This window comes from Galbibacter marinus (genome assembly GCF_000300875.1).
Lineage (GTDB): Bacteria > Bacteroidota > Bacteroidia > Flavobacteriales > Flavobacteriaceae > Galbibacter > Galbibacter marinus.
In genome coordinates this window covers 264,868-290,954 of record NZ_AMSG01000002.1, presented here as the reverse complement: position 1 = coordinate 290,954, position 26,087 = coordinate 264,868, and the positions used below count along the sequence as shown (strand labels likewise).

The following is a 26,087-nucleotide window of genomic DNA, read 5'->3' as shown; positions in this document are numbered from 1 at the left end:
AAATCTTATTAATTTTAATTATTTAAAATGAAACGGTTAGTGCTTTTTTCAAACTCCTCCAGATAGCTTGCCCCTTCTACTCCTTTTTTAAAATTATTTGTGAATAGTGAGATGGCCATCTGTGCAGATTCAATTTCTTCCTCCGTATAACCTTGTGCAAAAAGTTTTTCATAAGGGGAAGAAGGTTCTTCACTGCCAAAATAAACACCAAAGGCAAGTACGGCTACAGCTGCGATGCTAGCCCAGGCTAAATAATAACGATTTTTTCCAGGTTTTACTGGGATCTCGCGTGTACTTCGTTCTTCTTTGGCTACGGAAAAATAATTGAACATCATACTGTAATGCTGCAAATGCGGTGCTACATCATCACTAGCGAAATATTCCTTTAATTCGTTTTCTTCAGCTAGAGTGGTTGTAGCCTCCAAATATTTTTCCAATAATTTTTCTATTCTATTTACTGATTCCATAACTGTGCGTCTTTGTTAATTCATCCCGTACTGCTTTTCGTGCCCTTGATAAAGTCACACGCACTGCAGTAGCTTTCATCGATAACATTTCTTCTATTTCATTAAATTCATATTGTTCGATATCCCTTAACTGCAATACCATTCGTTGCTGCTCGGGGAGCTTACTTATTATTTTACTCATCCATCCTAAACTATCGCGCGTCTCTATTCTACCTTGGAGCGACACACTCTCATCGGTATAATTCGAATGTACAAGTTTTAAATTTCCAGCTTGTTTAGACTTTAACCGATCTAAACAGTAATTCTTAGTCATTGTAACAGCAAAAGCTTCCACATTGTTGTACTGTTCAATCTTACTTTTGTTTTTCCATAGCTTCAACAGTACTTCTTGAGTGGCGTCTTCAGCCTCATCAGTGGAAACTAACAAACGCTTCGCAAGTCGGAATAACTTATCCTTAAAAGGCATAACTGTATTTAAAAATTCCTTTTGTTGCATTTTATTGGTTGCTTAGTGCTTGTTTAATTGCGTTATAATATGAAGACGATGATAAGTGAATTTTGTTACAATTTATTTTTTTAATTCACTAAATGTAAGTAATCTTACACTTCTAACATTAAACTTACTATCGCTTAAACTCAATAAATATTGATTTTTCCGCGTTTTACCTCAAATAACCAAAATTATGAATAACAAATTAAAAAACTCTTGGATACTTCTTCTTCTACTTGCAGTAAGCATTAGTTGTAGCAAAGATGATGACGACATCAATAATCCAGACCCCGGAACAGTAGAACTCAACAATGAGGTCAATGACTTTATTTGGAAAGGTATGAATTACTGGTACTACTACCAAGATAAAGTAGAGGACTTAGCAGACACCAAGGATGACAATCAGGATAATTATTACACTTATTTAAACAAGTATTCAGATCCTGAAGATCTTTTCGATGATTTAGTCTATGCTCAAGAAGATGATTTTTCTTGGTATATAGAAGATGTAGAAGCCCAAGCTGATGCTTTTAGAGGCATATCGGAATCTTATGGAATCAACCTAGGGTTTGCAGTTTATATAGACGACACCCAAACTGATGTAGTGGTCTATGTTGGCTATGTCACAGAAAACTCACCAGCGAGTGATGCAGGTATACAGCGAGGGGATTTAATTTATAGCGTCGATGGAACCACACTTAACAGAAACAATGTTAATCTTATCAATAAATTGTTTACCGAAAGCTCGATTTCTCTAGGATTTGTTGAAGTTGTAGGTGGTGAATTTATATACGATGAAAACGAAATTGCGCTATCTCCTGTTATACTAAATGAAAATCCAGTGCACTACCATGATATTATAGAAACTGCGGGTTCAAAAATTGGGTATTTGGTGTATAATAGTTTTGTCCATACTTATCATGAGGAACTAAATGATGTGTTTGCTGAGTTTAAAAATGAGAACATTAACGAGTTGGTATTAGATTTGCGGTATAATGGCGGCGGTTCCGTTATAACCTCTGCGTTTTTAGCAAGTATGATCCATGGGGGGGCAAATTCTAATGCGACATTTGCAAACCTAGTTTACAACCAAAAAAGAGATAGTAGACAAGGTGCTACCTATCCATTTTTTGATCAAGCTTGGATCTATGACAAAACAACTGGCGCATACATAGATGGTGGAGATATTGATATAAATCGATTAGGGAGCCTTAACCGCGTATATGTAATTACCACAGGTTATACTGCTTCTGCAAGTGAGATGATCATTAACGGTTTACGCCCATATATGGAAGTAATTGTGGTAGGAAGTACAACAGTGGGGAAAAATGAAGGCTCCATTACCGTGTATGACTCACAAGGGGATTTTACCAACCCTGAAGAAAGAAATCCAAATCACAACATTGGAATGCAGCCTATCGTATTTCAGATAACGAACAGTGAAGGGCAAAGCGACTATGACAATGGTTTTACCGCTGATCTAGAGATAGAGGAGGGTAACTTCGCTGCCTCGATTAAGCCTTTCGGAGATCCAAGCGAAGCTCTACTTGCTAAAGCCATTAACGATATTACTGGGGTTAGTGCCAGACAAAGTTTATTAAGTACCATTACCCTTGAAAAAGCTGTTAAGATAAAAGGGCCAAAGTTCAGTACAGAGATGTATATGCTTCCTTCGGATTTACAGCTTTTAGAAAAATAGGGAGCTATAATACTATAACACAATATTAAAAAATCGAGTAGACGCATCTTTTAAAAACTCTACTCGATTTTTTTTCTATAAAGTTAGACGAAACCCTAACCGTATATTTCTTCCCCTTGTGGTATAACCCACAAGTTCCTGGTAATTTTCATTTGTGATGTTATCTAGGTTTAAAAACACAGTAAACTGATTGGAAACCTGATGGTTAACAGCAAAATTTAAAAGGGAAAAAGCCTTGAGATTCACATTTTCAAAGGTGCTAAAATCAGTATCCAAACGTTGCCCAGTATATTGATACCCTAGGCTAAATGCGGTGGTTGGAAGCAATTGATAATCCACATGAGTATTAATTTTATGCTTTGGAATTCTTAGTACCACCTTATCCCGATTCTCGGTAAATGTATAATTTGCGGTAATACTTAGTTTGTTCACAGGATTGTATGCAGCCTCTAACTCCACGCCATGAACAGTAAAACTATCTTCAATATTAGTGTAACTCCACTGTCCTGTTTCTATACCAAGCACATAATCAATAAAATTTTCTTCTTCACGGTTAAAATAAAGTCCACTCCATCTAAAGATATTACTTTTAAACTCCACTCCTGCTTCAAGAGTTTGATTTTCTTCTGGCTTTAGATCTGGATTTGCGCCAAATGCGCCGAATAATTGCGGCAGGGTCGGTGCAATATAGGAGCTACTATAAGATCCAAGAAACTTTAAATAACTCCCATCAAGCTTTAAGGTATAAGAAGGATTAAAATTGTATGTGAAATGGCTGCCATATTCGCTATGATTATTCCATCGACCTCCAAGGTTAAGATTAAGACCAAAGTCAGAAACCCATACTACATTGGCATAAGGGTCTGTAGTGGAAAAATCAGTGTCAGCTCCCAGAGTTGCAGTGTGTCGAACATAATTCACCCCTAAAATGGTGTAGAACTGATCATTAAAGTTATACCTGTTATAGGCATCCACCACAGTGCTTGTTGCCTTATAAGAGTTAGGAAATTCCGAATAAATATCCCGCCGAATTTCATTAAAAGAGGCGTTGATATTTAATTGTCCTTGTCCATAACGGTATTCAGGGGACAGAGTCACTCTGTACTGCTCACTTTGAGAATGATTATCATTATCACCCATTGGAGAGGATGAGTCAAAATCAGCTTTAAACTTATCGTAATACCCCAGCACATTTACAGAAAATCGATCCGAGAACTGATAACCAAAATTGACATTAGTGTTAATACGGTTAAAAGGATCCTCTTCTTCTGCTATCACTGCGGACAAACCATCGGTGTATTGCTGACCAAAACCTACCAAATAGCTAAACTTATCCAACCGTCCATTGACATTGAGATTATTTCGAAAGTCTGCAATTGAATAAGAATCCTCATCTGAAGATTGATTACTTGCTATACTACTTTGAAAACTCGCTGAAATCTTATCAGTTCCTGCTTGTTTTGTTTTGATATTAATAACTGCGGTAGCAGCACCATTTCCGTATAAGGCACTCGCTGCTCCCTTTAAAATCTCAACGGATTCTACATTTGCTAAATCCACGAGTTTTAAATCAAAATCACCCGCTATCTGAGAAGGGTCGCTAATGGCAATACCATCGATTAAGAAAAGTACTTGTCTGTTATTCCCACCCCGGACTAGATACGATAAATTCTGCCCTGCATTACTGCGACTTCCGTTGATTTCAATACCACTTTTGGTGTTGATTAGTTCTGCCAGAGTGCGTCCTTGATTTCTTTGAAGCTCCTCAGTGGTGATCGTAATAATCGTTTTTCCTGAGTTTTCGCGCTTTAATTCAAATCTAGAATCACTGACAACAACAGCATCTAATTGATTAATTTGAGTGTCATCTAACACACTAATTTCTTGAGAGTAGCCAAGGGTACACAGTACACCAAGAGCACAAAAAGAAAGAACTCTTTTGTTCATTTTTTAAGGTTGTAAAAAGGGAAAAAGTATGGAAAAACCATACACCAACTTTTATCCCGAAAGTTTGACAATGTATTTGTGAATTTAGGCAGGTCTCCTGGCTTGCTTTTGTTTTGATTAGCCTTCCCATCCAAATCCTATAGAAATTGAACAGTGGCATAAATAAGACACCAAAACATTAAATTAGTAGTTACTCGTTTGACTACTTAAAGCTTACAGTTGCGGGAACAGCTACGGATTTACACCGTATTCCCTTTTCATCCTATTTGAATTCTCAAAATTAGGAACCATAAATTCATGGCAAATGTAAACATTTTAGACAACAGAAGCCTTACCCAATAAATTAATCTTAATTTTACACCTAGAATCAGCGATAGAAAATACACAATTAAGCTTCTCATGATTAAATACCTTTGCCTTTTATTGGTTGTTGCGCTTATGGGTTGTAATGAATCCCAGCAAAAGAAGGAATCCCCTTCTTTAGAACAAACTACAACATTGCAAAGCACCCAGGATGCAGAAATTGCAGTTCTTTACGCCCAAGGGTTTACTATAAAAAAACAAGGTCACATTACCTTTATCCAAGTGAAATCTCCATGGCCTAATGCAAATGCTCCCTTTAGGTACGCCTTGATTGAAAAAAAGCATAAAAACCAATTAAAGGACAGTATAAATTACCTCAGAGAAAACTTTGATGCTGTTGTATTTACCCCAGTTAAAAGGGTAGCTGCCACATCGACTACCCATATTCCCGCCTTCGAACTTTTAGATGTTTCAGATCATTTAATCGGTTTTGCAGAAACAGACTTTATTTCCTCTCCAGAGTTAAGAAAACGAGTTGAAAGCGGGCAAATAATTGAATTAGGCTCCAATGAATCTTTAAATGAAGAGGTTATTATTGCTGCCCAGCCAGAACTTTTTATAGGCTTTGGAGTTTCGAATCAAAACAAGAGTTATGCCACCATCTCCAAAGCAGGAATTCCAGTGGTATACAATGGGGATTGGGTAGAGGAAACACCGCTTGGTAAAGCGGAGTGGATTAAATTTATGGGAGCTTTCTTTGGCAAATCCGAGCAGGCTAATCAAATTTTTAACGCCGTTGTTACAGAATATAACAAAGCAAAGAAACTTGCCCTAGAAGCTACCTCTAGACCAACGGTAATTAGCGGTTCGATGTTCAAGGATATCTGGTACGCGCCAGGAGGGGAAAGTTGGCTTGCACAATTCTTCCAAGATGCTAATGCTAGTTATCTATGGAAAGACTCCAAAGGAACAGGTAGTCTTTCTTTGAACTTTGAAACAGTTTTAATGCAGGCGCGTGATACTGAATATTGGATAGGTTCTGGACAATTTATTAGTTATAGCCAGTTAAAACAGGCTAACCCGCATTATCAACAATTTAATTTTTTCAAGAAAAAGAAGATTTTCACCTACGGCCTAAGCACTGGAGATAAAGGTGGGATGCTCTACTATGAGCTAGCCCCGACTAGGCCTGATGTTGTTTTAAAAGATATAATTCATATTTTACATCCCAATTTGTTACCCAATTACACAACAGTATTCTTTAAACCGTTACAGCCTTGAATACCACAAAATCATATTATCCTTCACTGCTTATTCTAGGGGTATTTCTTATAGTAAGCTTTGTAGTAAACTTATCTCTGGGATCAGTGAGTATTCCTGCTAAAGAAGTGATTTATGCGCTATTGGATCGTCCTGTGGCTGATGAATCTTGGAGGTATATAATTGTAAATTATAGGCTTCCAAAATCACTGACGGCAATTTTAGTAGGTAGTGGATTATCTCTAAGTGGACTCTTAATGCAAACCCTTTTTAGAAATCCTCTAGCAGGGCCTTTTGTTTTAGGAATTAGTTCAGGGGCTAGTCTAGGGGTGGCCTTATTGATTATGGGAACTTCAATATTTGGAGGAGTTATTGGATTTGGCCTTGGGTACTCAGCAGGTACCATTATTGCTGCAACCGTTGGAAGTTTTTTGGTCCTATCCGCCATTATGATTGTAGCTAGTGCGGTCAAGGATACCATGACTCTATTGATTATTGGCTTAATGTTCGGAAGTATTACCAGTTCAGTGGTAAGTGTACTGTCTTATTTTACTCAGAAAGAACAGCTTCAACAATATATTTTCTGGTCCTTTGGCAGTCTAGGTAATCTTTCTTGGAATCAATTGTTACTCTTATGTGTATTTGTTGTATTAGGAGTTTTAATTGCGATATATTGCATCAAGCCTCTTAATGCTCTTTTACTGGGGGAACACTATGCCTTTAGTCTGGGAATTAACGTTAAGAGATCTAGATATTTAATTATCATTTCTACAAGTCTCTTGGCTGGAAGTATTACCGCATTTGCTGGTCCAATTGCATTTATAGGTTTAGCTGTCCCACACCTGAGCAGACAATTATTTCCGACTCAAAATCACAAAATAATGATACCTGCAACCGTTTGTTTCGGAGCCATGATTATGCTTCTTTGTGATACGGTTGCTCAACTTCCTGGAAGTACTTTAACCCTACCCATTAACGCCATTACCTCTTTAGTTGGTGCTCCAGTAATTATTTGGCTATTGGTTAGAAAACGTAAAATGATTTTTTAAATATCGATCCTATCAAGACAAAAACAACAAATAGCGTCATTCAAGCCAGGGATCTAAAAATAGGATACCAGCATAAATCTATGATTAGCCCGGTGGCGGAAAACATCAATTTTAATGTGCAATCTGGTGAACTAGTTGCCCTAGTTGGTACCAATGGGGTTGGAAAGTCTACCCTACTTCGGACCCTCTCTGGTATTCAACCAAAGCTTTCAGGTGAGATCCTACTTCATAACACGTTGTTATCTTCCTACAAGTCTAATCAACTCGCCAAATCCCTTAGCATAGTTCTTACAGAAGGAATCCCGACTAAAAACCTGAGTGTTTTAGAGGTCATTGCTTTAGGAAGACAACCTTATACTAATTGGATTGGCAGTTTGAGCTCCAAGGATATTGATGTGGTTAAAACGATCCTTAACGATACTGGACTCAACGAGCTCCAAGATAAAAAGTGCTACCAACTCAGTGATGGACAATTTCAAAGAGTTATGATTGCAAGAGCCCTTGCTCAGGACACCTCTTTAATTCTATTAGATGAGCCCACTACGCATTTGGATATTTATCACAAAGCTTATGTTCTTAAAATGCTTAAAAACATTGTTAAAACAACTACTAGGTCCATTGTTTTTTCAACCCACGAAATTGGATTAGCCTTACAGCTTTGTGATAAAATTGTAATACTTCAGAAAGAAAAATCCATCTTTGGTACTCCAGAGGAACTTATAAAACAAGAAGTTTTTTCAGATTTATTTGGCAGTGATCTCATCAGTTTTGATCCACAAACTGCAAGTTTCAAAATCAATTGATCGATAATTATTTAAAATCCAAATCTACCAATACAGGAAAATGATCCGAAGGATATTTACAATCTTGGGAATCACTTAAAATGCCACTTTTAAGCACTTTAAACCCACCCTCTGAAATAAATACATAATCGATTTTATCAGTAACAGGCTTTTCAAAATGAAAACCATTAAAGGTACCCTTTGGTCCAAAAGCATTATCTCCTGCGGCTTTATGTGTATCAACCATTTGGCTTGTAATGATCCGAATACCCTGCTGTTGATCAGTTAAATTAAAGTCACCTGTAAGTACGACGGCTTTGTTATCTGTATTTACTTCATTTATTTTTTGAAGTATTAATTTCGAACTCTCCAAGCGCGCAGTTTCCCCCTTATGGTCGAAATGAGTGTTAAATACCCAAAAGCTATGATCAGTGTCCTTATCTTTAAACAAGGCGTAGGTACAAATTCTATTTAAAGCAGCATCCCAACCTTTAGATGGCTTATCTGAAGTAGGAGAAAGCCAAAATGTCCCTTGCTTTAGAACTTCCACTTGTTGTGTGTTATAAAAAATGGCTGAATATTCACCTTCTGTATTTCCTTTATCCCGACCTATACCTACGTAATCATAGCGGTCTAAAGCTGCTTTAATATCTTCGAGTTGATGGTGTAATCCTTCTTGAGTTCCAATTATATCTGCATCGTAATAATTAAGTTGAGATGTTAGAAAAGTTTTGCGATTTTCCCAATTGTTGACAGAATCCGATGTGTTGTCGTACTTGATGTTGTAAGACATCACTTGAAGGTCTTGAGCATAAGTTAAACTGCATAAAAGCGCAGCTAAAAGTAAATTTAAAATTCTCATAATTCTTGTGTTATAGCCAGTAAAATTTATTATTCTCAAATATACCAAACCTAGTTTTAGATGTTGTAAAAACTGCTTGTTTTATTTTATTTGCTATGTGTAAGCCATCACTTCCAATAGTTGGAACTTTTGTCAAAAATTAGTTGATAATATAATGCTAACCTCACCTCTTTCTAAACCAAAAGGTCACTTTACTGAATCGGAGTCCCTCTTAAGCGTTCAAAAACCTTATAGGCATTATCGACTTTTTGTTTTGGAGCCTGCTCAAACTCCTTATCCGTTACCTTATAAACCTTCTGTAGTGAATCCAACTTTTGATGCATCATTTCAATAATTTGTGTATACCGCTTATCATCGATGGCATTATACTGCTCTTTAGGATCTTCTTTTAGATCATAAAATTCCCAAGCATCAATGTCATCATAGAAGTGCATCAACTTATAGCGTTTAGTTTTGACCCCATAATGTTTTTTAACCATATGAAAGGCTGGGTAGTCATAGTAGTGGTAATAAATAGCATCTCTAAAATCATCATCAGATACCTTTCCTTGAAGAAGCGGCTTAAACGACTTTCCTTGCATTGCAACGGTGGCGGAATCAGCAGCCCCTGCGTAGTCTAAAAACGTTTGTGCAAAGTCTAGGTTTTGAGTCAAAGCGCTTACTTTGCTTCCTGCCTCTATCTTACCTGGATACTGAATCATAAAAGGCATTCTAAAGGATTCCTCATACATAAAGCGTTTGTCGAAAAAACCCTTTTCTCCAAGATAAAAACCTTGGTCTGAAGTATACACCACAATAGTGTTCTCCATAAGTCCATTTTCCTGAAGATAATCAAGCACCTTCCCTAACCCATCATCAACGGCCTTAACTGTTCCTAAGTATTCTTGAAGATAACGTTGTAATTTCCAAATCGCCAACTCTTTTCCCTTTAAATCCTTCTCCCAAAAAGCATTATTCTTTGGAAGGTAAGCCTTGTCCCAAATTTCCTTTTGCTCCTCAGACATACGATCAAAATCATTTGTCCAGGGATTGTTGGATAATTCTGTACTTCCATACTCCTTACTTAATTTCAGATCATGGCCCTCATACATATCCCTATAGATGGTCTGCAACTGTTGTTGAGCTGCAATTTGATTGTCATGCTTATCGAAATAAGTTTCAGGAACGGGAAAAGTAATAGAATCAAATTCATTTAAATAACGTAAAGGAGGCATAAAGTTTCTATGTGGAGCCTTGTGATGTAACATCATAAAGAATGGTTTGTTCTCCTTCCTACTTTCCTTTAACCAACTCAAGGCTTCTTCTGTAATAATATCTGTAGCATAGCCCGGGATTCGAATAGTGTCTCCCATTTTTATAAAATCAGGATTGTAGTAATGTCCCTGATCTACCACAATGTTCCAATAATCAAATCCCTGAGGGTACCCATAAAGATGCCACTTTCCAATCAATGCCGTTTGGTAGCCTATTTGTTTTAATTTCTTAGGTAGGGTAGGCTGATTACCATCAAATCGCTCGCCATTTTGACGAAATCCATTTACATGACTATGCTTACCTGTGAGAATTACAGCCCGAGATGGTCCACATATCGAATTGGTATTATACATATTGGTAAACAACGCTCCGTTGTCTGCAATTCTATCAATATTTGGTGTAGGGGCCAATTTACTCAACTCACTACCATAAGCACTTATTGCTTGATATGCATGGTCATCCGACATTATAAATAGAATGTTTGGTCGGCTATTTTGGATATCTTCCTTTGTTTGCGTAGAATTATTGTCTTTACTTTTTGTTTGACATGAACTCACAAAAATTAACAGAGCTCCTAAAACAAAGAAATTAAAAGTTCTAATGGTTTTTGAGTCCTTCATAATTATTTTTTAAGTGTTCTATTTATTTGCGTTAATTGCTGCTTTATGATTGCCTCATTAATAAAATTAGCTATAGAATCTGTTCTTGAGAAAGGAATTCCAGCCCATTGATGGGTCCCACTGGGGTCCATACCAAGGTTATACGAAACCTTTAATTCTTTTAATTTATCAGCCATGGCTTTAGAACCATAAAGCATGAGATAGCCAGGGGCATCCTTATCACAGTAATGGTGTGCTGCGACATCATAGGGCACCAAACGATCTTTCATACCATGAAAAAACATAGATGGTTTAGCGTTTGCCTTAGTTAAACTCCCGAGTTCTAATAAAGCTCCTGCAAAAGATACCACCCCCGCAAACTCCAGGTCCCCGTAGTTCAAATCATTATATAAATCGCTGTCGCGCATATACGCCAAATTAACCACAGCTTCTGCCCCCGCACTACTGCCGATGAGAATCACACGATTAAAATCAATTTTAAAAACGTCATTTCTTTTCTTTAGAAAATGTAGTGCCTTTAAAATATCCTCACCTGACATTTTGATAGTTTCTATTTTATCTTCAGCTGGACAATCACATCCGAAACCTGTTGCTTTTCCTTTTCTTGTTAGCCTGTAGCTTACAGAGGCTACTGTATAGCCCTTTTTTGCCATGGCTTCAGAAAATTTAACCTCTGTTGGGTTATCCCTTTGTCCTACAGAAAATCCTCCTCCATGAACGACAACAAGTAAAGGTCGTTTATCTAAAAGATCCTCCTTAGCATCATAAAAGTCTAATTTTAGGGTGTCGGCATAGGTATAAGTTTGTTGTTGTACCTTTTCAAAAATTGGTTCGATATACCTGTTTTCTTGCGATGGATTACAAGAAATCAACAATAAAAAGGTCCATGAAAGTAGTAAGAATCTTAACAGCATGGTAAAAGTAGTTTTTTAGTTCTACTGTAAATTAAAGGATTTTTTTAGAGTTGCATTGGAATCTGCACCTATAAATACCTCAAAAACACCAGGCTCTGCAATAAATTCCAATTCATTGTTGTAAAATTTTAAATCATCAGCTCTTAAAGTCAATCGAACGGTTTTTTGCTCCCCTTTTTTAAGGAACACCTTTTTAAATCCTTTTAATGTCCGTTTGGGCGGGGTAATACTTCTAACCACATCTTTAAGATATAGCTGTACTACCGTTGCACCGTCATACTCCCCAGTATTCTTAATTTCAACGGAAACCTCTATGGATTGATTTTGACCAATTCTATCGTGGCTTAATTTTAAATTTGAATATTCAAAAGTTGTGTAGCTGAGTCCGTAACCAAAAGCAAACAAAGGCGTGTTAGGAACATCAAGATAATTGGATCTAAATTTCTGAAATTCTTCAGGATCCTCAGCAGGGCGCCCCGTATTTTTCATGCTGTGGTATATTGGAATCTGCCCTACTGTTCGCGGCCAAGTCGCAGTTAATTTACCCGAAGGATTATAATTACCAAACAACAAATCAGCAATAGCATTTCCTGCTTCCACTCCAGGATGCCAGACTTGTAAAATACTTACTGGCATTTCAAATTCTTCACTAATATTTAGTGGTCTACCACTCATAAGAACTAAGACTACAGGTTTACCTGTTTCCACCAATGCTCGAATCATTTTTTTCTGTGCCTCTGGGATACGGAGATCAGTTCGACTCGCCGCCTCACCACTCATCTCTGTGGCTTCCCCCACAACAGCTACCACTACATCCGACTTGGATACACTAGCCAAAGCCTCCTTTAGTAATTCCTCTGGTGAGGATTCACTAATGATAACCCGTGGCCCAAAGACATTAATTTTTTTTGCCATTTCTGGGTCGTCCAATATATTCGAGCCTTTGGCATATTGGACCTTTGCCGAAGGGGCTACATTTGCAATACCCTCACGTATAGTTACAGCGTATTTAGTTTCACCCGTCGGAGCCCATGTTCCCAGCATATTATTTCTATTATCTGCCAAAGGCCCTACCAGTGCAATTTTAGCAGTTTTTGAAATTGGCAGTATTCCCGTTTCATTTTTAAGTAGTACTGCGGATGCAGCAGCAGCTTTTCGAGCAATCGCTCTGTTCTCTGGAGAGAGTATATCTCTCTTTGGTCTATCCATGTCGATGTATCGATAAGGATCATCAAACAAGCCTAACTTAAACTTTGCTTCTAAAATCCTTCTGCATGCCTTTGTAATGGCCTCTTCAGTCACCTTACCTTGTTCCAATGACTTTTTAAGCGTGGTTAAAAAACCTTCCCCTACCATATCCATATCCAAACCAGCATTTAATGCCAAGGCAGAAACCGCCTGCAAATCACCCAAACCATGAGCTACCATCTCATTTAAAGAGGTGTAATCAGAGACAACAAATCCCTCAAAACCCCATCGCTCACGCAATACCTTAGTCAATAACCATTTATTCCCAGTAGCTGGGACACCATCGATATCATTAAATGAAGTCATCACCGAGGCAGCTCCAGCATCTATAGCGGCTTTGTAAGGTGGCATATACTGATTAAACATTTTAAGGTGACTCATATCAACAGAATTGTAATCCCGTCCTGCTTCAGAGGCTCCATAAAGAGCTAAATGCTTTACAGTGGCCATCATGGTATTTGAAGCTGTGAGATCATCTCCTTGGTATCCCTCCACCATAGCCTTGGCAATAGCCGATCCTAAAAATGGATCTTCACCAGCGCCCTCGGCGATTCTTCCCCATCTCGGATCACGAGTGATATCTACCATTGGAGAAAAATTCCAGTTTATCCCATCGGCTGTAGCCTCCTTAGCTGCAACTTGAGCAGTCTTTTTGATTAAATCCATATCCCAGCTAGAGGCTAATCCCAAAGGAATTGGGAAAGTTGTTTTATAACCGTGAATAACATCAAAACCAAAGAGTAATGGAATACCTAATTGACTTTGGTTAACAGCAAGATCCTGAGCCATTCTAATCTTATTCGGACCAGAAACCCCAAATAATCCACCAACATTACCAGCCTTTATCTTCGCCTCTACATTCCGGCTAACAACCTCACCGGTAGCGATGCCACCGCCAGGGGTAACTAAATTAAGCTGTCCTATCTTTTGCTCCACTGTCATTTTTTCCAAGAGTGCTTCCACCATTGGAATTTGTTCTGAACTTTGAGCTAGTACAGAAAAACTTACCAAGAGACATCCTAATATAATGGTTTTTAATCGTGACATATTGTTTAATCTTTTATTCTGTTACGCTAGATATTCATTCTACTTGGCGAGCTATTCCTATTTATGGCTGAGCTCGATTTTTTGAAAACAACCAAGTTAAAAGCTCTGGTTCAGCAAATGCGGAATCCCAGCTGTTGTGATTGGCATCCTCATATAAAGTGAATTTAGGGTAACCACCAGCCTTTAACAAAGCTTCTACCATTTCTAGAGAATACAGCGGGGCGACCACATTATCTTTAGCGCCGTGAAATACCCACAAGGGTACTTGGGCATATTTTTCAGCCAAGGCTGTATTACCTGCTCCACATATGGGAATTGCAGCAGCGAATGTCGTTGGCATCCGACTGAGGATTTCAAAAGTCCCCATGGCTCCCATAGATAATCCTGCAACATAGACTCTATCTTTATTCACATAAGGTTGATCTAATTGCTCATTAAGTAATTCCATGACCAGTGTCAGAGCAGTAGTGGCTTCTTTTTGGGAATTAAATTCCAATTGTATACTTTGCTTAGAACGGTCAATATCCACATTCGACCAATAATCGTCCTTAGGGCATTGTGGAAAAATAACAATCGCTGGAAAATTAGATCTGTTTTCTTGGGCAGTAAACAGGGTACTTCCATGGGTTAGTTGGGCCTTGTTATCACTTCCCCGTTCACCGGCTCCATGAAGGAATAACAACAAGGGATAGGTCTGGTTCTCTGAAAAATTTTCAGGCAATAAAATCCGATAGTTTAAAGTATCGTTTTGCCGTACCAAACTTGCTTCTTTATAGAGTTGCTCTTGCGAAAAGATCAACATTGGAAGCAATACTAATAGGCAGCTAAGCCAGTTGTTTTTATAGTTCATAGTATTAAAATTTTACATTTTCAAAACTAAAATCGTGGTCAGCATCCTCCTTATAAGCATCTAGCCAAGGAGAATAGGTACTAACAGAAATTTCACCCTTTTCAACATCAACCTTCACTATTCTCAAAAATCCATTTCCACCACTTTGCGAGCCCTCCACTCCTTTTTGATAATTAGACAACATTTGATACACCTCATTACTGTGATCCCCCGTTGAGACCAGTCTGCCAACACCTGATTTTAAAACATGACCGCTAAATACCATCAAGATATTCGGATGCCTGCTAACCAATTTATCCCATAACTGTCTGCCATTATTAACCGCATCTGCTCCTGTGTCCTTTCCAATCCCATATGCCTGTGGTTGCCACCAATGATCACCCCCATGTAAGGTATTATCATCAAACATATAAGCATGCGTATTGATAATAACCTTTGCCTCAGGGTGCTTTTCAATTATTTGGTCTACCCAATCAATTGTTTTATTTCTAGGTCCAAATTCCAAAGAAAATACCAGCCAAGTATAGCCAGCGATTTCAAATTTACTACAAAGGTTATCTACCGTTGCTTTAGGAAAAGAAGCGATCACATGGTCATTATTCTTTAATGCTTGAATGTCAAAATGTGCATTGGCCAATTTGGTATTGCGCTGATCAGCAAATTTTCCTGGTCCACTCCCCATATCATGATTCCCTATGCTAAAGGTATAGGGAACCTTTGATTCTATTCTATTAAATCCTTCTTTGGCGAGTTTCCACTCATTTTCACTGTTGTTTTGCGTAATGTCACCAAGATGTATTACAAAGGAAAAACGCTTCTGATGATCTGCAATCCACTCCATTTGTCTTATGTAAATATCGGGATAAGATTCCATATAAGACTGCGTATCTGGCAATACTACAAACTCAAAGCTTTTTTTTTGAAGTTTACACCCCAATACCAATACTAAGACACCAATGTACATTACACTTCGACTAATGATCATGGCTACATAGTTGTATAGGTAAACCCTAATTTATCCAATCCATTTTGAACATCCTTATTTCTCATAAAAAGCTCCCAAAGTAATCCCGTTCTATAATTTTCAATCATAACAGGTATGGGCCCTTGATCAATAGCCAAATAACGAGGGACATACCAATCTTCCTCAAGACTAAAGGCATCATAGGGGCCATATTTCCCGATAAGGGAATCCTGCTCGGTATACATATATCTTAAAAACTGCATACTTTCTTTTGGTGTATAAGGCATAGATGCTAGTGCTGCAGTGGGTGTAATTACACCAAGATCCATACTTCCAGGACGATGTCCTGCATAGCCTTTCATGGAATAACTTGAGCTCATCCCCCAACAATTTTCCCCATAACCCTCGTAATTCTTTGGATTATCTACACAATACCTATACTGAATCAATGCATGATTACGATTCAAAGCCCAGTAGTCAGCATATTGATCTTTTAAGCCTTTTGGATTTAGTCCTAAATACGAATAATGAGACCAAAACATGGGACCAACTGGGTCGCCATCATGCTCATAATGATCTAGTATGGTAGGCAAATCATAATAGGTAGTATCCTCAGTAATCGCTCCATCTCTAGCCCAACCCTTATCATACACCTCTTTAGATATTGGATGAGTTGGTGATGCAGCTGCTAGAACATACATAATAAGGCATTCGTTGTATCCACCAATTGGGAAATTCATTTTCCACTCATGATTTTTCGACCAGTGCCAATACAATACATTTTCTCCTTTAGTATACCAATCCCATTCAACTTCTTCGTATAAGGTTTGAATATCACTAACTAGTTTTTGTTCCTGCTCATTACCACCCTTAAAGTATTCAGCTACCGTTAAAAGTCCTTGAATCAAAAAGGCAGTCTCTACAAGATCCCCACCATCATCATAGGTACTAAATGCTTTGGTTTTACCAGTATTGTCATCCAACCAATGTGGCCATGCACCATGAAAGCGATCCGCTTTTGCCAAAAAATCGACGACCTTAATATATCGTTTTAAGGCTTGATCTCTTGTGATGTATCCCCGTTCAATACCCACTAAAATAGCCATGAGTCCAAAACCGCTTCCACCAGTTGTTAAAATATGCTTGTCATTAGATGGATACTCACCATCGGTATGAATACGTTCTGCTGCCAATCCAGAATTCGGTAAGGCACCATCCCAAAAGTAATCGAAAGTTTGACGTTGAACCTTATCCATAAGGGCAACATCATCATCTGTTGGAACAAACTCTCCTTGCTCCTCTGGAGATGGAGTATTAGGTTCCGCGGTATCGGATTCCTTTTTTGTATTATTTTCACACGAGGTAATTACTAATGTGAACAACAACATAAAGATTTTGATTAAACGCATCGTATTTTATTTTTTTTAATTAATAGTTACTCTAAATCAGCATTTTGGATTTCCAAAATTTCTTCAATGCTCAACTCTTTGTTATAAAATCGGAGTTCATCAATAAAGCTCAAGTCAGAAAGATGATCCCATCCAGAGAACCTAGGAGCCCCAGATCCAATAGATAACAAATCGCATCCAGTCCAATCCACACCTGTAATAGCGGTTTCCGCTACCAGGACTCCGTCGATATAAACTTTGGCGGTGCTTTGAGAAATAGTAAAAGCCATTTGTACCCAATCAGTACCAGGGGAAAGATCTGCCGCTTCGCCACCATCTACCCATGAATCGGCCGTACCGTTACCCACATTGAGTTTAAAACGTTGATTACCCCCAGCATTTTCTCTAAAGAATCGAAATCCGCTGGTTCTGTTATTTTGAGCATCTGGATTCTCGGTGTCTTCAGGTCCTATCACTAATATTCCAGCACGATCTGGTACTGCATTTAATTTATACCAAAACGTGGCACTAAACTCGCTGTCTAATAATCCTTCTGTTGGAAATGTCACATAAGAATCTGCTGCTCCAGCAAAGGCATTAGCGCCAACTACGCTTTGATCAGCAAAACCTGTAGAACCAACGGCAGTACCGCTTGATACACTTACTAATTCCGAAAAATCCCCATTAAAAGGCATATAAAATATCTCACCATCGTAGATGGGTTTATAGGCTTCTTTTTTCTCGAAGGTAATAGCCTGTATGGTCTCTTTTCCTTCGATATCAGTTGCTTGAACTGAAAGGGTGTGACTACCGTTTTCTAAATTTGGATACACCAGATCATCTATGGTGACTTTTCTATAATCTTTAAAACTACTGTAGCTTCTGATTACTTCATCGTCCATAGAGACTACAACTGATATAAGTTCAATATCGTCTTCTACAGAAAATTTAATGGTGATAGGAACCACATCTTCTTTAACCTGAATTTCCAATCCTGCAGCTGGATAATTAATCGCAACTACAGGTGGGGCCATATCTGGCCCTGGTGCGACCTCCTTAATGGAGTCGATGCCTTGGTCACAGCTAGAAACTAGCAAGGCAAATACAAAGCTCATTAAATATATAATACGTTTCATATCGTGTGGTTTAAACATTAGTTTTACTTAGATAGTACAGGTAATTCATCGATTTGCTGTTGAGGATATGGCAATAGCTCCTTTTCTGAGCTAAAACTTCTACCTTGATAACTCAACTCCTGGTAATTGTCCACACGAATCATATCGTAATAACGAACTCCCCATTCCATGGCCAATTCTGCAAATTTTTCATCCAAAACATCTTGTGTGGTCACTCCTGAGAGTGCAGGCATATCAGCTCGTGCTCTCACTAGATTAACCGCTTGGTCCGCTGTAAGACCTACGCCTGTTGCACCCCTAGTTAATGCCTCCGCATACATGAGTAAGATCTCTGCATAACGAATCATTATGTAGTTCTTGTTACTCCCATAATCCGTACGACCAGGGATTAATTGGTTCGATGGGAGGTAGTGTTTCCCACTTGAAAACAGCGCCCTAACATTATTTTCAATCACATCTCCATCAGGGGTTGTATTTGACACAAAATCTGGAAGTGTTTCATACCCAGGTGTTTGTTGAATTTCTGAGATCCCATCAGGGGTAAATAATACACTGGTTTGAAGTCGGGTGGTTTCTCCACGATCCAGCATAAAATGGATGTACTTTAAACTCGGCTCATAGAATCCCCAACCAGAAGCCGCATCAGTTACCACAGGCGACCAAGCAGAGGGTCCGTAGGGAGCGTATAAATGGGATTCACGCTCACCAGAGCCTTGACCATAATCGGAGTATTGTAGTTCCATCAAACTTTCATCACTCAGTTTACCTGGGGTTTTAAACAATTCATAAAAATCAGGATAAAGATTAAATAATCCAGAGTTTATTATTTCTCCAGTAGCATCAGCAACCCCTTGGTAATTTCCTAATTCCTGATTGGCCATTGCCTTGACCGCATATGCAGTGTAGGCTGTATAAGCACCAGGAAGATCTTGTCTTTGGTTAGGCCTTATTTTTGGTAAGGCTGGGATAGCCTCATCCATCTCATCGGACACAAATTGCATGACCTCTTCACGTGTAGGAAGTGTCTGAATCTCTGCTAAGGTTGCAAGATCTGAGGTGTCCAATATAAATACACTTCCCCAAGTCTTTGCAAGAAAATAGTGATCCATGGCACGCATAATTTTAATCTCTGCCTTGTATTGTTCCCCTTGTTTTTTACCTGAGGCTTCAGCCTCTGCAATGTATTTATCGATGTTCTCAATCGCCGTATTGGCCACCACAATATCATCATAGTATGCTTTCCACACACTATTATACATCCAGTTATTGCTATCGTATTTAAACATGTCGGTATCTTGATATACGGCCTGGTCACCTGCGGCATTAACGTCATCTCCGCGAACACCTATTAAAAGTGGAAGTTCCCAACCTGTATCGGTATAGGCATCATAAACTCCTATTAAGGATAATAACATATCCTCGGTTTGGGTATAATCCGTACCACCAGTAAAGTTATTGTTCAACTCTGGCTCGTCAAGTTTATCACAACTACCAAATAACAGTGTTATGACTGATAAACTCACTACTATAAATTTATATTGTCCTCTCATGATTTCTTAAAATTTAATATTTACCCCTAAAGTGTATACCGCCGGTACTGGATAGGTTTGATTATCAAAGCCATCAGCAACCTCTGGGTTAAATCCATTATAACTAAATACCGTTAATGGTTTTTCAGCAGTTACGTATATTCTAGTTTGTGGAATCTTTTCGTTTTTAATAGTGTATCCAAGAGTGATATTCTGGATTCTAAAGAAATCACCATCTTCGATATAAAAACTATTGAGCTGATAATTCCATGGTTTACGAAGTCCTAAGGATGAAGGGTAACTATTGCTTGTTCCCTCCCCATGCCATCGATTCAAAAAGAAGTCTCTGTCAATATTAGTATCTGGTGTATAGCGGTATTCTCCGCGTTTTCTATTTAAAATTTTATTACCCCCTTGTCCAATTGCAGCTACTGAGAAATCCCAGTTTTTGTAATTTAGATTTACATTAAAACCGTAATTAAATGTCGGTATAAAAGAACCCAGTACTGTACGATCATCTCCATTAATAACTCCATCTTGATTTCTATCTTTAAATTTTAAATCACCAGGAACTAAAGCGTTGTCCACCGCAATCGGATCTGCTTGAATTTCGGCATCATTTTGATAAACCCCAGCAGTTTCCAATCCATAAAATGCAAACAGGGTTTCACCAACAATACTTCTTCGCTGAAAGTCAGAGCTTCCAAAATTTAAATACTGTTGTCCACCAAGGTCGAGAATTTCATTATCCAAAGTAGAGAAATTACCTCCTATACTATAACTAAAATCATCATTAACAACTTTAGTCCAATTAAGGGCCACCTCAAATCCTTGATTTCGAATCTGACCCACATTCTGCCTTAAACTCTCAGGGACAAGTGGTCTCGCCACAGGAATCACAGCATCTTTGGTATCTCTTCTAAAATAATCCAGTTCTACTGATAGGTTACTATTAAAAAGTCTAGCGGATAATCCTAGATTGTACTCCTCAGTCACCTCCCACCGCAAATAGGTAAAGGCGCTCGAGGTTTGTATACCTGAATACATCACATCTCCAAAAGAGGTTGTGACAACACTTGAGGTAAAGGCTCCATCACTCGAGGCTACGTTGTCGTTACCCAATTTACCCCAACTTCCACGGAGTTTCAAGAAGTTAACTACATCACTTTGTGGAAAAAATGCCTCCTCACTCAAAACCCAACCAGCACCAACAGTTGGAAAATATCCCCACTTCTCTTGATATTTATTCGTTCCATCAGCACGGAAGGTTCCATATAACAGATAACGTCCATCAAAATTATAGGCGATCCTACCAAAATAGGACAGTCCGTATTCTCTTCTACCGTCATCCCCAACAGCATCCACATCAATGGTTTGAGATTGATCTAAATAATAAGCTTGTTCGCCATTGTTGTATGGAAACCCAATCCCCTTTGCCTCTAACATTTCATAAGACTCATCTCGAAAAGAAGCCCCTGCTAATAGGGTAACATTATGCTTTCCAAAACTGTTCTCATAGGTTAGCGTGTTATCCCAAATTTGATTGGAAATGGTTGCATTTCTTTTTACTAGCTCTGAGTTAACGCGAACTTCGTTGCCGCCCAGGGTGTAGGGAAAACGTACCTCCCTGGTTTCCACTGTTTCAAAATTGTGATTATAAGCTGTTCGAAAGGTTAATCTATCAGGTATAATATCAATCTCGGCATAAAAATTAGCCATTACATTTCTGATTTTATCTTTGTTCTCACTAAAGGAGAGTAAAGGAAATGGATTTTGGCTACTACGATAACCTAAATCCTGTGAATTCGCATAATCAATAGGGGCGGCCACAGTATTTAAAGGGTCATGCACAGGCAGAAGCGGCACCGCATAATAGGCTTTACGCCATGCAGAAGCCTCTGGACGGTATCTAGATGCATTACTAAGCACCATACTTCCTCCAACGGTTAGCCAATCTGTTACATTAAAATCAATTTTACTACGAAGATTAAAGCGTTCATATTCGTTTTTCATATTTAACAAACCCTCTTGACTAAAATAGTTTACCCCTATGGAATATTTGGCATTTTCTCCACCCCCTGACATTCCAATATTGTGATTGGTAATTACGGCAGGGCGAATAATTTCATCATACCAATCCGTATTGACATCTGGAAGACTCGGATCTAGTCGACTTCTTCCATAACGAGCAATAGCATTGTCTACAAACTGATTATCAGCAGTGAGTCCAGTTTCATTTACATATTGAACAAACTGCTGTGTATTGGCCATCTTTACTACATTTTGAGCAATTTGATAACCCGTATATCCATCATACCTAAATTCTGGCTTTTGATTAAAGGTTCCTCCTTTAGTTTCGATAAGTACTACCCCATTTGCTGCTCTTACTCCATAAATCGCAGCTGCAGATGCATCCTTTAAAACGGAGATGGTCTTTATATCCGAAGGATTCAAAAAATTAATATCATCATAAAATCCACCGTCGACCACATACAAAGGCCCTGATTCTCCGGTGTTATAAGATCCGATCCCACGAATACGAACCGTTGGAGACTCCCCTGGTGAACCATTATTGACAATTTGAAGTCCAGCAACCTTTCCCTGTAAGGCTTGCATAGGCTGAGCAGCTGGAGTTTTTTCAATATCCTCTGCCTGAACTGTAGTAATTGCAGAGGTAAGATCTTTACTTTTTTGTGTTCCATAACCTACCACCACAACTTCCTCGAGTTCACTAGCACTGATGACTAATTGAACGTCTATGGTGGAGCTGGATCCTACCACAACTTCTTGGGTCTCCATTCCCACATAAGAGAACACCAAAGTATCGCCTTGGTTGGCCTCTAAAGAAAAGTTTCCATTGAAATCGGTCTGAGTTCCTGTTGTAGTTCCTTTGATCAATACACTAGCTCCTGGAAGCGGCATATTTTGATCATCAGATACCACTCCAGTAATGGTCTGTTGCCCAAAAGCACTCAAGCAAAAAAACAATAATAGGGTTAACAAATGATTTTTCATGTTTCTTATATTAAAGTTAGCTTCTTAAAATTATCACAAACTACAACGATGTAGCTATAAAACACCACAGCTTGAATACATCAACAAATGAGAAATCATTAAAGCGTTGTAAAAAAGATAGTTAAGATTATAAATGAGTAATAAGGAGTTACCCAGAAATCTACAATTGATGTAGTAATGATGAGTTTATTATTGATAAAACGTAAGTTTCTCTGTAGATAACTATTGACTGAAATCAGATAAATCTTAAAATTTTACCATTATTACCGTCTATTACTCTTAAAGCATGAAAAAAAGTTGATATTTTCATAAAAGGAATATAGAACTAAAATAACCAGCTCAGGTAAATTAAATATTGATCAGATATTCGCTCATATTTTGATCGGTACTGAGGTCTAATTTCTTTCTCAACCTGTACCTGTGGATCTCAACACCTCGTATAGAAATACCCATAAGTGGAGCAATCTCCTTGCTAGAGAGATTCATTTTTAAGTAGGCACATAATTTTAAGTCCTTCGGAGTGAGCTTTTCAGGGTGTAGTTTGTGAAGTTCTCTAAAGAAAGTGTCATGGATATCATTAAAATTGGATTCAAATAACTCCCAGTCTTTTGAATCCTTTAAATGTTTATCAATTCCACTTATGAGTTTATTGTATCGTGATTTATCAATAATTTCAGATTTAAAATAATTTAAATCTTCCTTGAGCTTCATTAGCATCTCATTTTTACGAGTCATCTCCATCGCTGTATTGGCGAGTTCCTTAGTCTTGTTTTTTAATTCTAATTGGTGCTGATGTTTCTGCAATTCGTTGAGTTTCTTCTCGTGTCTTAAGGCTTCTTCTTTACGATTAAGCTCTTTTTGGTGCTCGAACTGTACTTCTAAATACTTTTTATGTCGTATCAGTACGTACTTATTAATGGTTAAAATAAAAGCTGTAAGGAACAGTAAAATTAAAATCAGCAGTGCCGCGCCCCACATACCCAAGAACCATGGTTTCTCTACCTCTACAGTTAATAGAGTTGCCTTATCTGACAGCTTGCCTTTTACAACAGGTTGTATACTTATGGGCAAGCTCCCAAAATTCTGATTGGTTATAACAATTTTACCATCTTCCACTTTCCTATAATTCGAGCCCCCTTCGCCTAAGGCATATACCATGGTATTATTAGATAAAAACGGTGTAGACACCTCAATTGCAAGGGTATCGCGTTGTTTCATCCTTATGGATGAATCTATCATCTGTGGTACGCCATTTTTTAGTATGCGATTGATCTTGGGCTTAAATGAAAGACTAGTGCCAGTTATCTTTTCATTGTTGACCACCAAAATATCATTGTACAATGCAATTTGTACGATAGAGTCATCCAAAACCACAGCCCGTTCCTCCCCTTTTATCAAATGTCCACCATAATAACTGTTAGGGATATAGAATTGAGAATCTTCATCGGTTAAATTCCTTCTTACAAACAAAGTCCCATCCTGCTTTTTAAATACCACGGGAGAGGAATTGGGATCCGTAATTGGATAGGATTGCTGATCACTCTTTAAAATGGTATTTAAGGAATCAAAACTTCCTATCTTCTCTTCCAAAGGATTAAATACAAACCATTGTTGATCGTTGTAGAATGCTATTTGCCCTTCTATTTCAAAGAGCTTAATAGTGTAACTGTTTTTAAAGAACTCGTTATACTCTCGCTCTATTTTTATAACGTTCTTATGATCATCTGAAAAGTGAATCCTAAAAATCCCTTTATAAGGATGTGCCACCCATGCGATATTCTCTTTTTCAAATACGATCTTCTTTACTGGGAATTCAAGTCCTTGTATCTGAGTTACCTGCCATTGCTCACCTTGTTTTTCATAGAGTGATAAACCAGTATAGTTTCCCTGAATATAAGTGTCGGGCATTCCTCTAACGGGTTTAAAATCATAACCACCATTATTCGAGGAGATAAGTTCCCACTGCTTATCTCTTATCTGGTAGGTCCCTAAATTATGACCACATACAATTAAGTCGTCCACCAAAGTAAGGTCCCAAATGTGACCCTGTGACCCTTGAACAAAATGCATTCCTTGTTGATTGCTAATATACATTCCAGTATTAGTAGCTATATAGGTTTCCCCTTGGAAATTCAGCATATCGTATACACCTCCTATATCATAATTTGCAGGATTTAAATAATAGGCATTAAAATGCATAGGAATCGCAGAAATACCATTATCTAAAGCAAGCCAAACAATCCCACGCTCATTGACTAAACTTCCCAAAATGGTATTATTTTGAAGTCCTGAGAGCGTACTGATGTTGTAATATCCACCAGTTGTTCGATTCATCACATACAGCCCATTTTTTATTGTACCTAAGAAAATATTGGACGCATTGACACTTATTTTATTAAGCTGGTTTTGCTTTACAACCTCATTAAGTGGGTGATCCCACCTACTTATTTTACCCTGTTTATCCCAAAGGAACATTCCATTGAGTGCTGTTCCAATTAATACATGGTTCTTATCTAATGCAACCATGGATTGCACTTTAAAATCTTTAAGAGATGTACTCGGACGAACTAGTTGTAAATCTGAACCATTTAACTCAAATATGCCATGATTTCTTCCGAAAATATAAAAGGAGTCGTCGATTACATTTGCCCCTAAAAGTGTCATTTGAGGTTCAATTACCTCTATAGCGCCATTTGTATAAATAAAAAGACTACTGAAGGACTTAAAAATAATTTGATTATTCCACTGGTATATTCCCCAAATCGATTCCGTTTCATAGGCCTCTGCATTAATTAGTTTACTAAGACTATGATATTCTAAGATCCCGGTTGGTTGTCTTTCCCAATACCCAAACTCTTCATAGGATCCAGTATAGATCTTACCATCAAAATAAGCCACCGATCGGATAATAGTTTGATTGGGGAGCTGATAGAATCGCCATTTAACTCCATCAAATTCCAACAAGCCTTCGTTGTTGGCAACAAAGACCTTATTCTCCCCATAGGCTATACCCCAATTTTGAATACCGGCATTGTAATGGTTCAGGGAAAAATTATGAATTGGGGGGCGGTTTTGTCCTATTGTGACAAAGAGACTTAACCATCCAAAAGTTATAAATAAAAGAATTTTACTGCCTTTTATAGACATCTGGTTTACTGTTTTCACCTTATCACTACTGTTTTGATTCTTGAGAATAGTTTCTTTATGATCTGCATGAATCTCTTATCTTTACAACAATATTAATCGTATCATAATTTACAACG

At 38.0% G+C, this 26,087-nt stretch carries 18 protein-coding genes and 1 riboswitch; of the genes, 4 read left to right on the top strand and 14 right to left on the bottom strand.

Annotated elements, in window-relative coordinates:
* Positions 1-14: 14 nt before the first annotated feature.
* Both I215_RS03030 and I215_RS03025 read right to left on the bottom strand, forming a co-directional pair.
* Complete coding sequence (locus tag I215_RS03030) at positions 15-467, bottom strand: hypothetical protein (protein WP_008990480.1); 453 nt, start codon at positions 465-467, stop codon at positions 15-17.
* Complete coding sequence (locus I215_RS03025; protein ID WP_008990479.1) at positions 451-963, bottom strand: RNA polymerase sigma factor; 513 nt, start codon at positions 961-963, stop codon at positions 451-453. The genes I215_RS03030 and I215_RS03025 overlap by 17 nt, the downstream gene beginning before the upstream one ends.
* A gap of 187 nt (positions 964-1,150) precedes the next feature.
* Here I215_RS03025 and I215_RS03020 point away from each other — a divergent pair, with 187 nt between their 5' ends.
* Positions 1,151-2,656 carry a S41 family peptidase gene (locus I215_RS03020; RefSeq protein WP_008990478.1) on the top strand — a complete coding sequence of 502 codons (1,506 nt, stop codon included), beginning with the start codon at positions 1,151-1,153 and terminating at the stop codon, positions 2,654-2,656.
* A 75-nt stretch (positions 2,657-2,731) separates the two neighbouring features.
* Here I215_RS03020 and I215_RS03015 read toward each other — a convergent pair whose 3' ends face one another.
* Positions 2,732-4,603: a TonB-dependent receptor plug domain-containing protein gene (locus I215_RS03015; protein ID WP_008990477.1), complete on the bottom strand. Its 1,872-nt coding sequence runs from the start codon at positions 4,601-4,603 to the stop codon at positions 2,732-2,734.
* 70 nt (positions 4,604-4,673) lie between these two features.
* Positions 4,674-4,911, bottom strand: a riboswitch (cobalamin riboswitch).
* Positions 4,912-5,002: 91 nt separating this feature from the next.
* Here I215_RS03015 and I215_RS03010 point away from each other — a divergent pair.
* The 3 genes from I215_RS03010 (at position 5,003) to I215_RS03000 (ending at position 8,018) form a co-directional block, all read left to right on the top strand.
* Entirely contained in the window at positions 5,003-6,187 is a 1,185-nt protein-coding gene (locus tag I215_RS03010; protein WP_040459738.1) for an ABC transporter substrate-binding protein, read from the top strand.
* Positions 6,184-7,215, top strand: coding sequence for a FecCD family ABC transporter permease (locus I215_RS03005; RefSeq protein WP_008990475.1), 1,032 nt, complete (start codon positions 6,184-6,186; stop codon positions 7,213-7,215). Before I215_RS03010 ends, I215_RS03005 begins: the two co-directional genes overlap by 4 nt.
* Positions 7,216-7,295: 80 nt before the next feature.
* On the top strand, positions 7,296-8,018 hold the full coding sequence (locus I215_RS03000) for an ABC transporter ATP-binding protein (protein ID WP_008990474.1): 723 nt from the start codon (positions 7,296-7,298) through the stop codon (positions 8,016-8,018).
* Positions 8,019-8,025: 7 nt separating this feature from the next.
* On the opposite strand, the gene I215_RS02995 is transcribed toward I215_RS03000, so the two are convergent.
* The 11 genes from I215_RS02995 to I215_RS02945 all read right to left on the bottom strand — a co-directional run bounded on the left by I215_RS02995 (position 8,026) and on the right by I215_RS02945 (position 25,989).
* Positions 8,026-8,859 carry an endonuclease/exonuclease/phosphatase family protein gene (locus I215_RS02995; protein ID WP_008990473.1) on the bottom strand — a complete coding sequence of 278 codons (834 nt, stop codon included), beginning with the start codon at positions 8,857-8,859 and terminating at the stop codon, positions 8,026-8,028.
* Between the two features lie 191 nt (positions 8,860-9,050).
* The gene (locus I215_RS02990; RefSeq protein ID WP_008990472.1) at positions 9,051-10,733 is read right to left on the bottom strand and encodes a sulfatase family protein; all 1,683 of its coding nucleotides are present in this window, start codon (positions 10,731-10,733) and stop codon (positions 9,051-9,053) included.
* A gap of 2 nt (positions 10,734-10,735) precedes the next feature.
* Positions 10,736-11,647: an alpha/beta hydrolase gene (locus I215_RS02985; RefSeq protein ID WP_008990471.1), complete on the bottom strand. Its 912-nt coding sequence runs from the start codon at positions 11,645-11,647 to the stop codon at positions 10,736-10,738.
* Positions 11,648-11,668: 21 nt separating this feature from the next.
* Positions 11,669-13,942, bottom strand: a complete 2,274-nt coding sequence (gene bglX, locus I215_RS02980) for a beta-glucosidase BglX (RefSeq protein WP_008990470.1) — start codon at positions 13,940-13,942, stop codon at positions 11,669-11,671.
* A 61-nt stretch (positions 13,943-14,003) separates the two neighbouring features.
* Positions 14,004-14,792, bottom strand: coding sequence for a carboxylesterase family protein (locus tag I215_RS02975; RefSeq protein WP_008990469.1), 789 nt, complete (start codon positions 14,790-14,792; stop codon positions 14,004-14,006).
* 4 nt (positions 14,793-14,796) lie between these two features.
* Positions 14,797-15,777, bottom strand: coding sequence for a metallophosphoesterase (locus tag I215_RS02970; protein WP_008990468.1), 981 nt, complete (start codon positions 15,775-15,777; stop codon positions 14,797-14,799).
* Positions 15,778-15,779: 2 nt separating this feature from the next.
* Positions 15,780-17,165: a glucoamylase family protein gene (locus I215_RS02965; RefSeq protein WP_008990467.1), complete on the bottom strand. Its 1,386-nt coding sequence runs from the start codon at positions 17,163-17,165 to the stop codon at positions 15,780-15,782.
* A 26-nt stretch (positions 17,166-17,191) separates the two neighbouring features.
* Positions 17,192-18,280: a LamG domain-containing protein gene (locus I215_RS02960; RefSeq protein WP_008990466.1), complete on the bottom strand. Its 1,089-nt coding sequence runs from the start codon at positions 18,278-18,280 to the stop codon at positions 17,192-17,194.
* A 23-nt stretch (positions 18,281-18,303) separates the two neighbouring features.
* Complete coding sequence (locus tag I215_RS02955) at positions 18,304-19,830, bottom strand: RagB/SusD family nutrient uptake outer membrane protein (protein ID WP_008990465.1); 1,527 nt, start codon at positions 19,828-19,830, stop codon at positions 18,304-18,306.
* Between the two features lie 6 nt (positions 19,831-19,836).
* Complete coding sequence (locus tag I215_RS02950) at positions 19,837-22,824, bottom strand: SusC/RagA family TonB-linked outer membrane protein (protein WP_008990464.1); 2,988 nt, start codon at positions 22,822-22,824, stop codon at positions 19,837-19,839.
* Between the two features lie 348 nt (positions 22,825-23,172).
* Complete coding sequence (locus I215_RS02945; RefSeq protein WP_237738915.1) at positions 23,173-25,989, bottom strand: helix-turn-helix and ligand-binding sensor domain-containing protein; 2,817 nt, start codon at positions 25,987-25,989, stop codon at positions 23,173-23,175.
* Positions 25,990-26,087 lie beyond the last annotated feature (98 nt).

Excerpts from the sequence above, each read along its gene's own strand:
- I215_RS02995 (WP_008990473.1), bottom strand. The coding sequence starts at position 8,859 with ATGAGAATTTTAAATTTACTTTTAGCTGCGCTTTTATGCAGTTTAACT.
- I215_RS03030 (WP_008990480.1), bottom strand. The coding sequence starts at position 467 with ATGGAATCAGTAAATAGAATAGAAAAATTATTGGAAAAATATTTGGAG.
- I215_RS02955 (WP_008990465.1), bottom strand. The coding sequence starts at position 19,830 with ATGAGAGGACAATATAAATTTATAGTAGTGAGTTTATCAGTCATAACA.
- I215_RS02960 (WP_008990466.1), bottom strand. The coding sequence starts at position 18,280 with ATGAAACGTATTATATATTTAATGAGCTTTGTATTTGCCTTGCTAGTT.
- bglX (WP_008990470.1), bottom strand. The coding sequence starts at position 13,942 with ATGTCACGATTAAAAACCATTATATTAGGATGTCTCTTGGTAAGTTTT.
- I215_RS02975 (WP_008990469.1), bottom strand. The coding sequence starts at position 14,792 with ATGAACTATAAAAACAACTGGCTTAGCTGCCTATTAGTATTGCTTCCA.
- I215_RS03015 (WP_008990477.1), bottom strand. The coding sequence starts at position 4,603 with ATGAACAAAAGAGTTCTTTCTTTTTGTGCTCTTGGTGTACTGTGTACC.
- I215_RS03000 (WP_008990474.1), top strand. The coding sequence starts at position 7,296 with ATGATTAGCCCGGTGGCGGAAAACATCAATTTTAATGTGCAATCTGGT.
- I215_RS02950 (WP_008990464.1), bottom strand. The coding sequence starts at position 22,824 with ATGAAAAATCATTTGTTAACCCTATTATTGTTTTTTTGCTTGAGTGCT.
- I215_RS02985 (WP_008990471.1), bottom strand. The coding sequence starts at position 11,647 with ATGCTGTTAAGATTCTTACTACTTTCATGGACCTTTTTATTGTTGATT.
- I215_RS03020 (WP_008990478.1), top strand. The coding sequence starts at position 1,151 with ATGAATAACAAATTAAAAAACTCTTGGATACTTCTTCTTCTACTTGCA.
- I215_RS03025 (WP_008990479.1), bottom strand. The coding sequence starts at position 963 with ATGCAACAAAAGGAATTTTTAAATACAGTTATGCCTTTTAAGGATAAG.
- I215_RS02970 (WP_008990468.1), bottom strand. The coding sequence starts at position 15,777 with ATGATCATTAGTCGAAGTGTAATGTACATTGGTGTCTTAGTATTGGTA.
- I215_RS03010 (WP_040459738.1), top strand. The coding sequence starts at position 5,003 with ATGATTAAATACCTTTGCCTTTTATTGGTTGTTGCGCTTATGGGTTGT.
- I215_RS02965 (WP_008990467.1), bottom strand. The coding sequence starts at position 17,165 with ATGCGTTTAATCAAAATCTTTATGTTGTTGTTCACATTAGTAATTACC.
- I215_RS02990 (WP_008990472.1), bottom strand. The coding sequence starts at position 10,733 with ATGAAGGACTCAAAAACCATTAGAACTTTTAATTTCTTTGTTTTAGGA.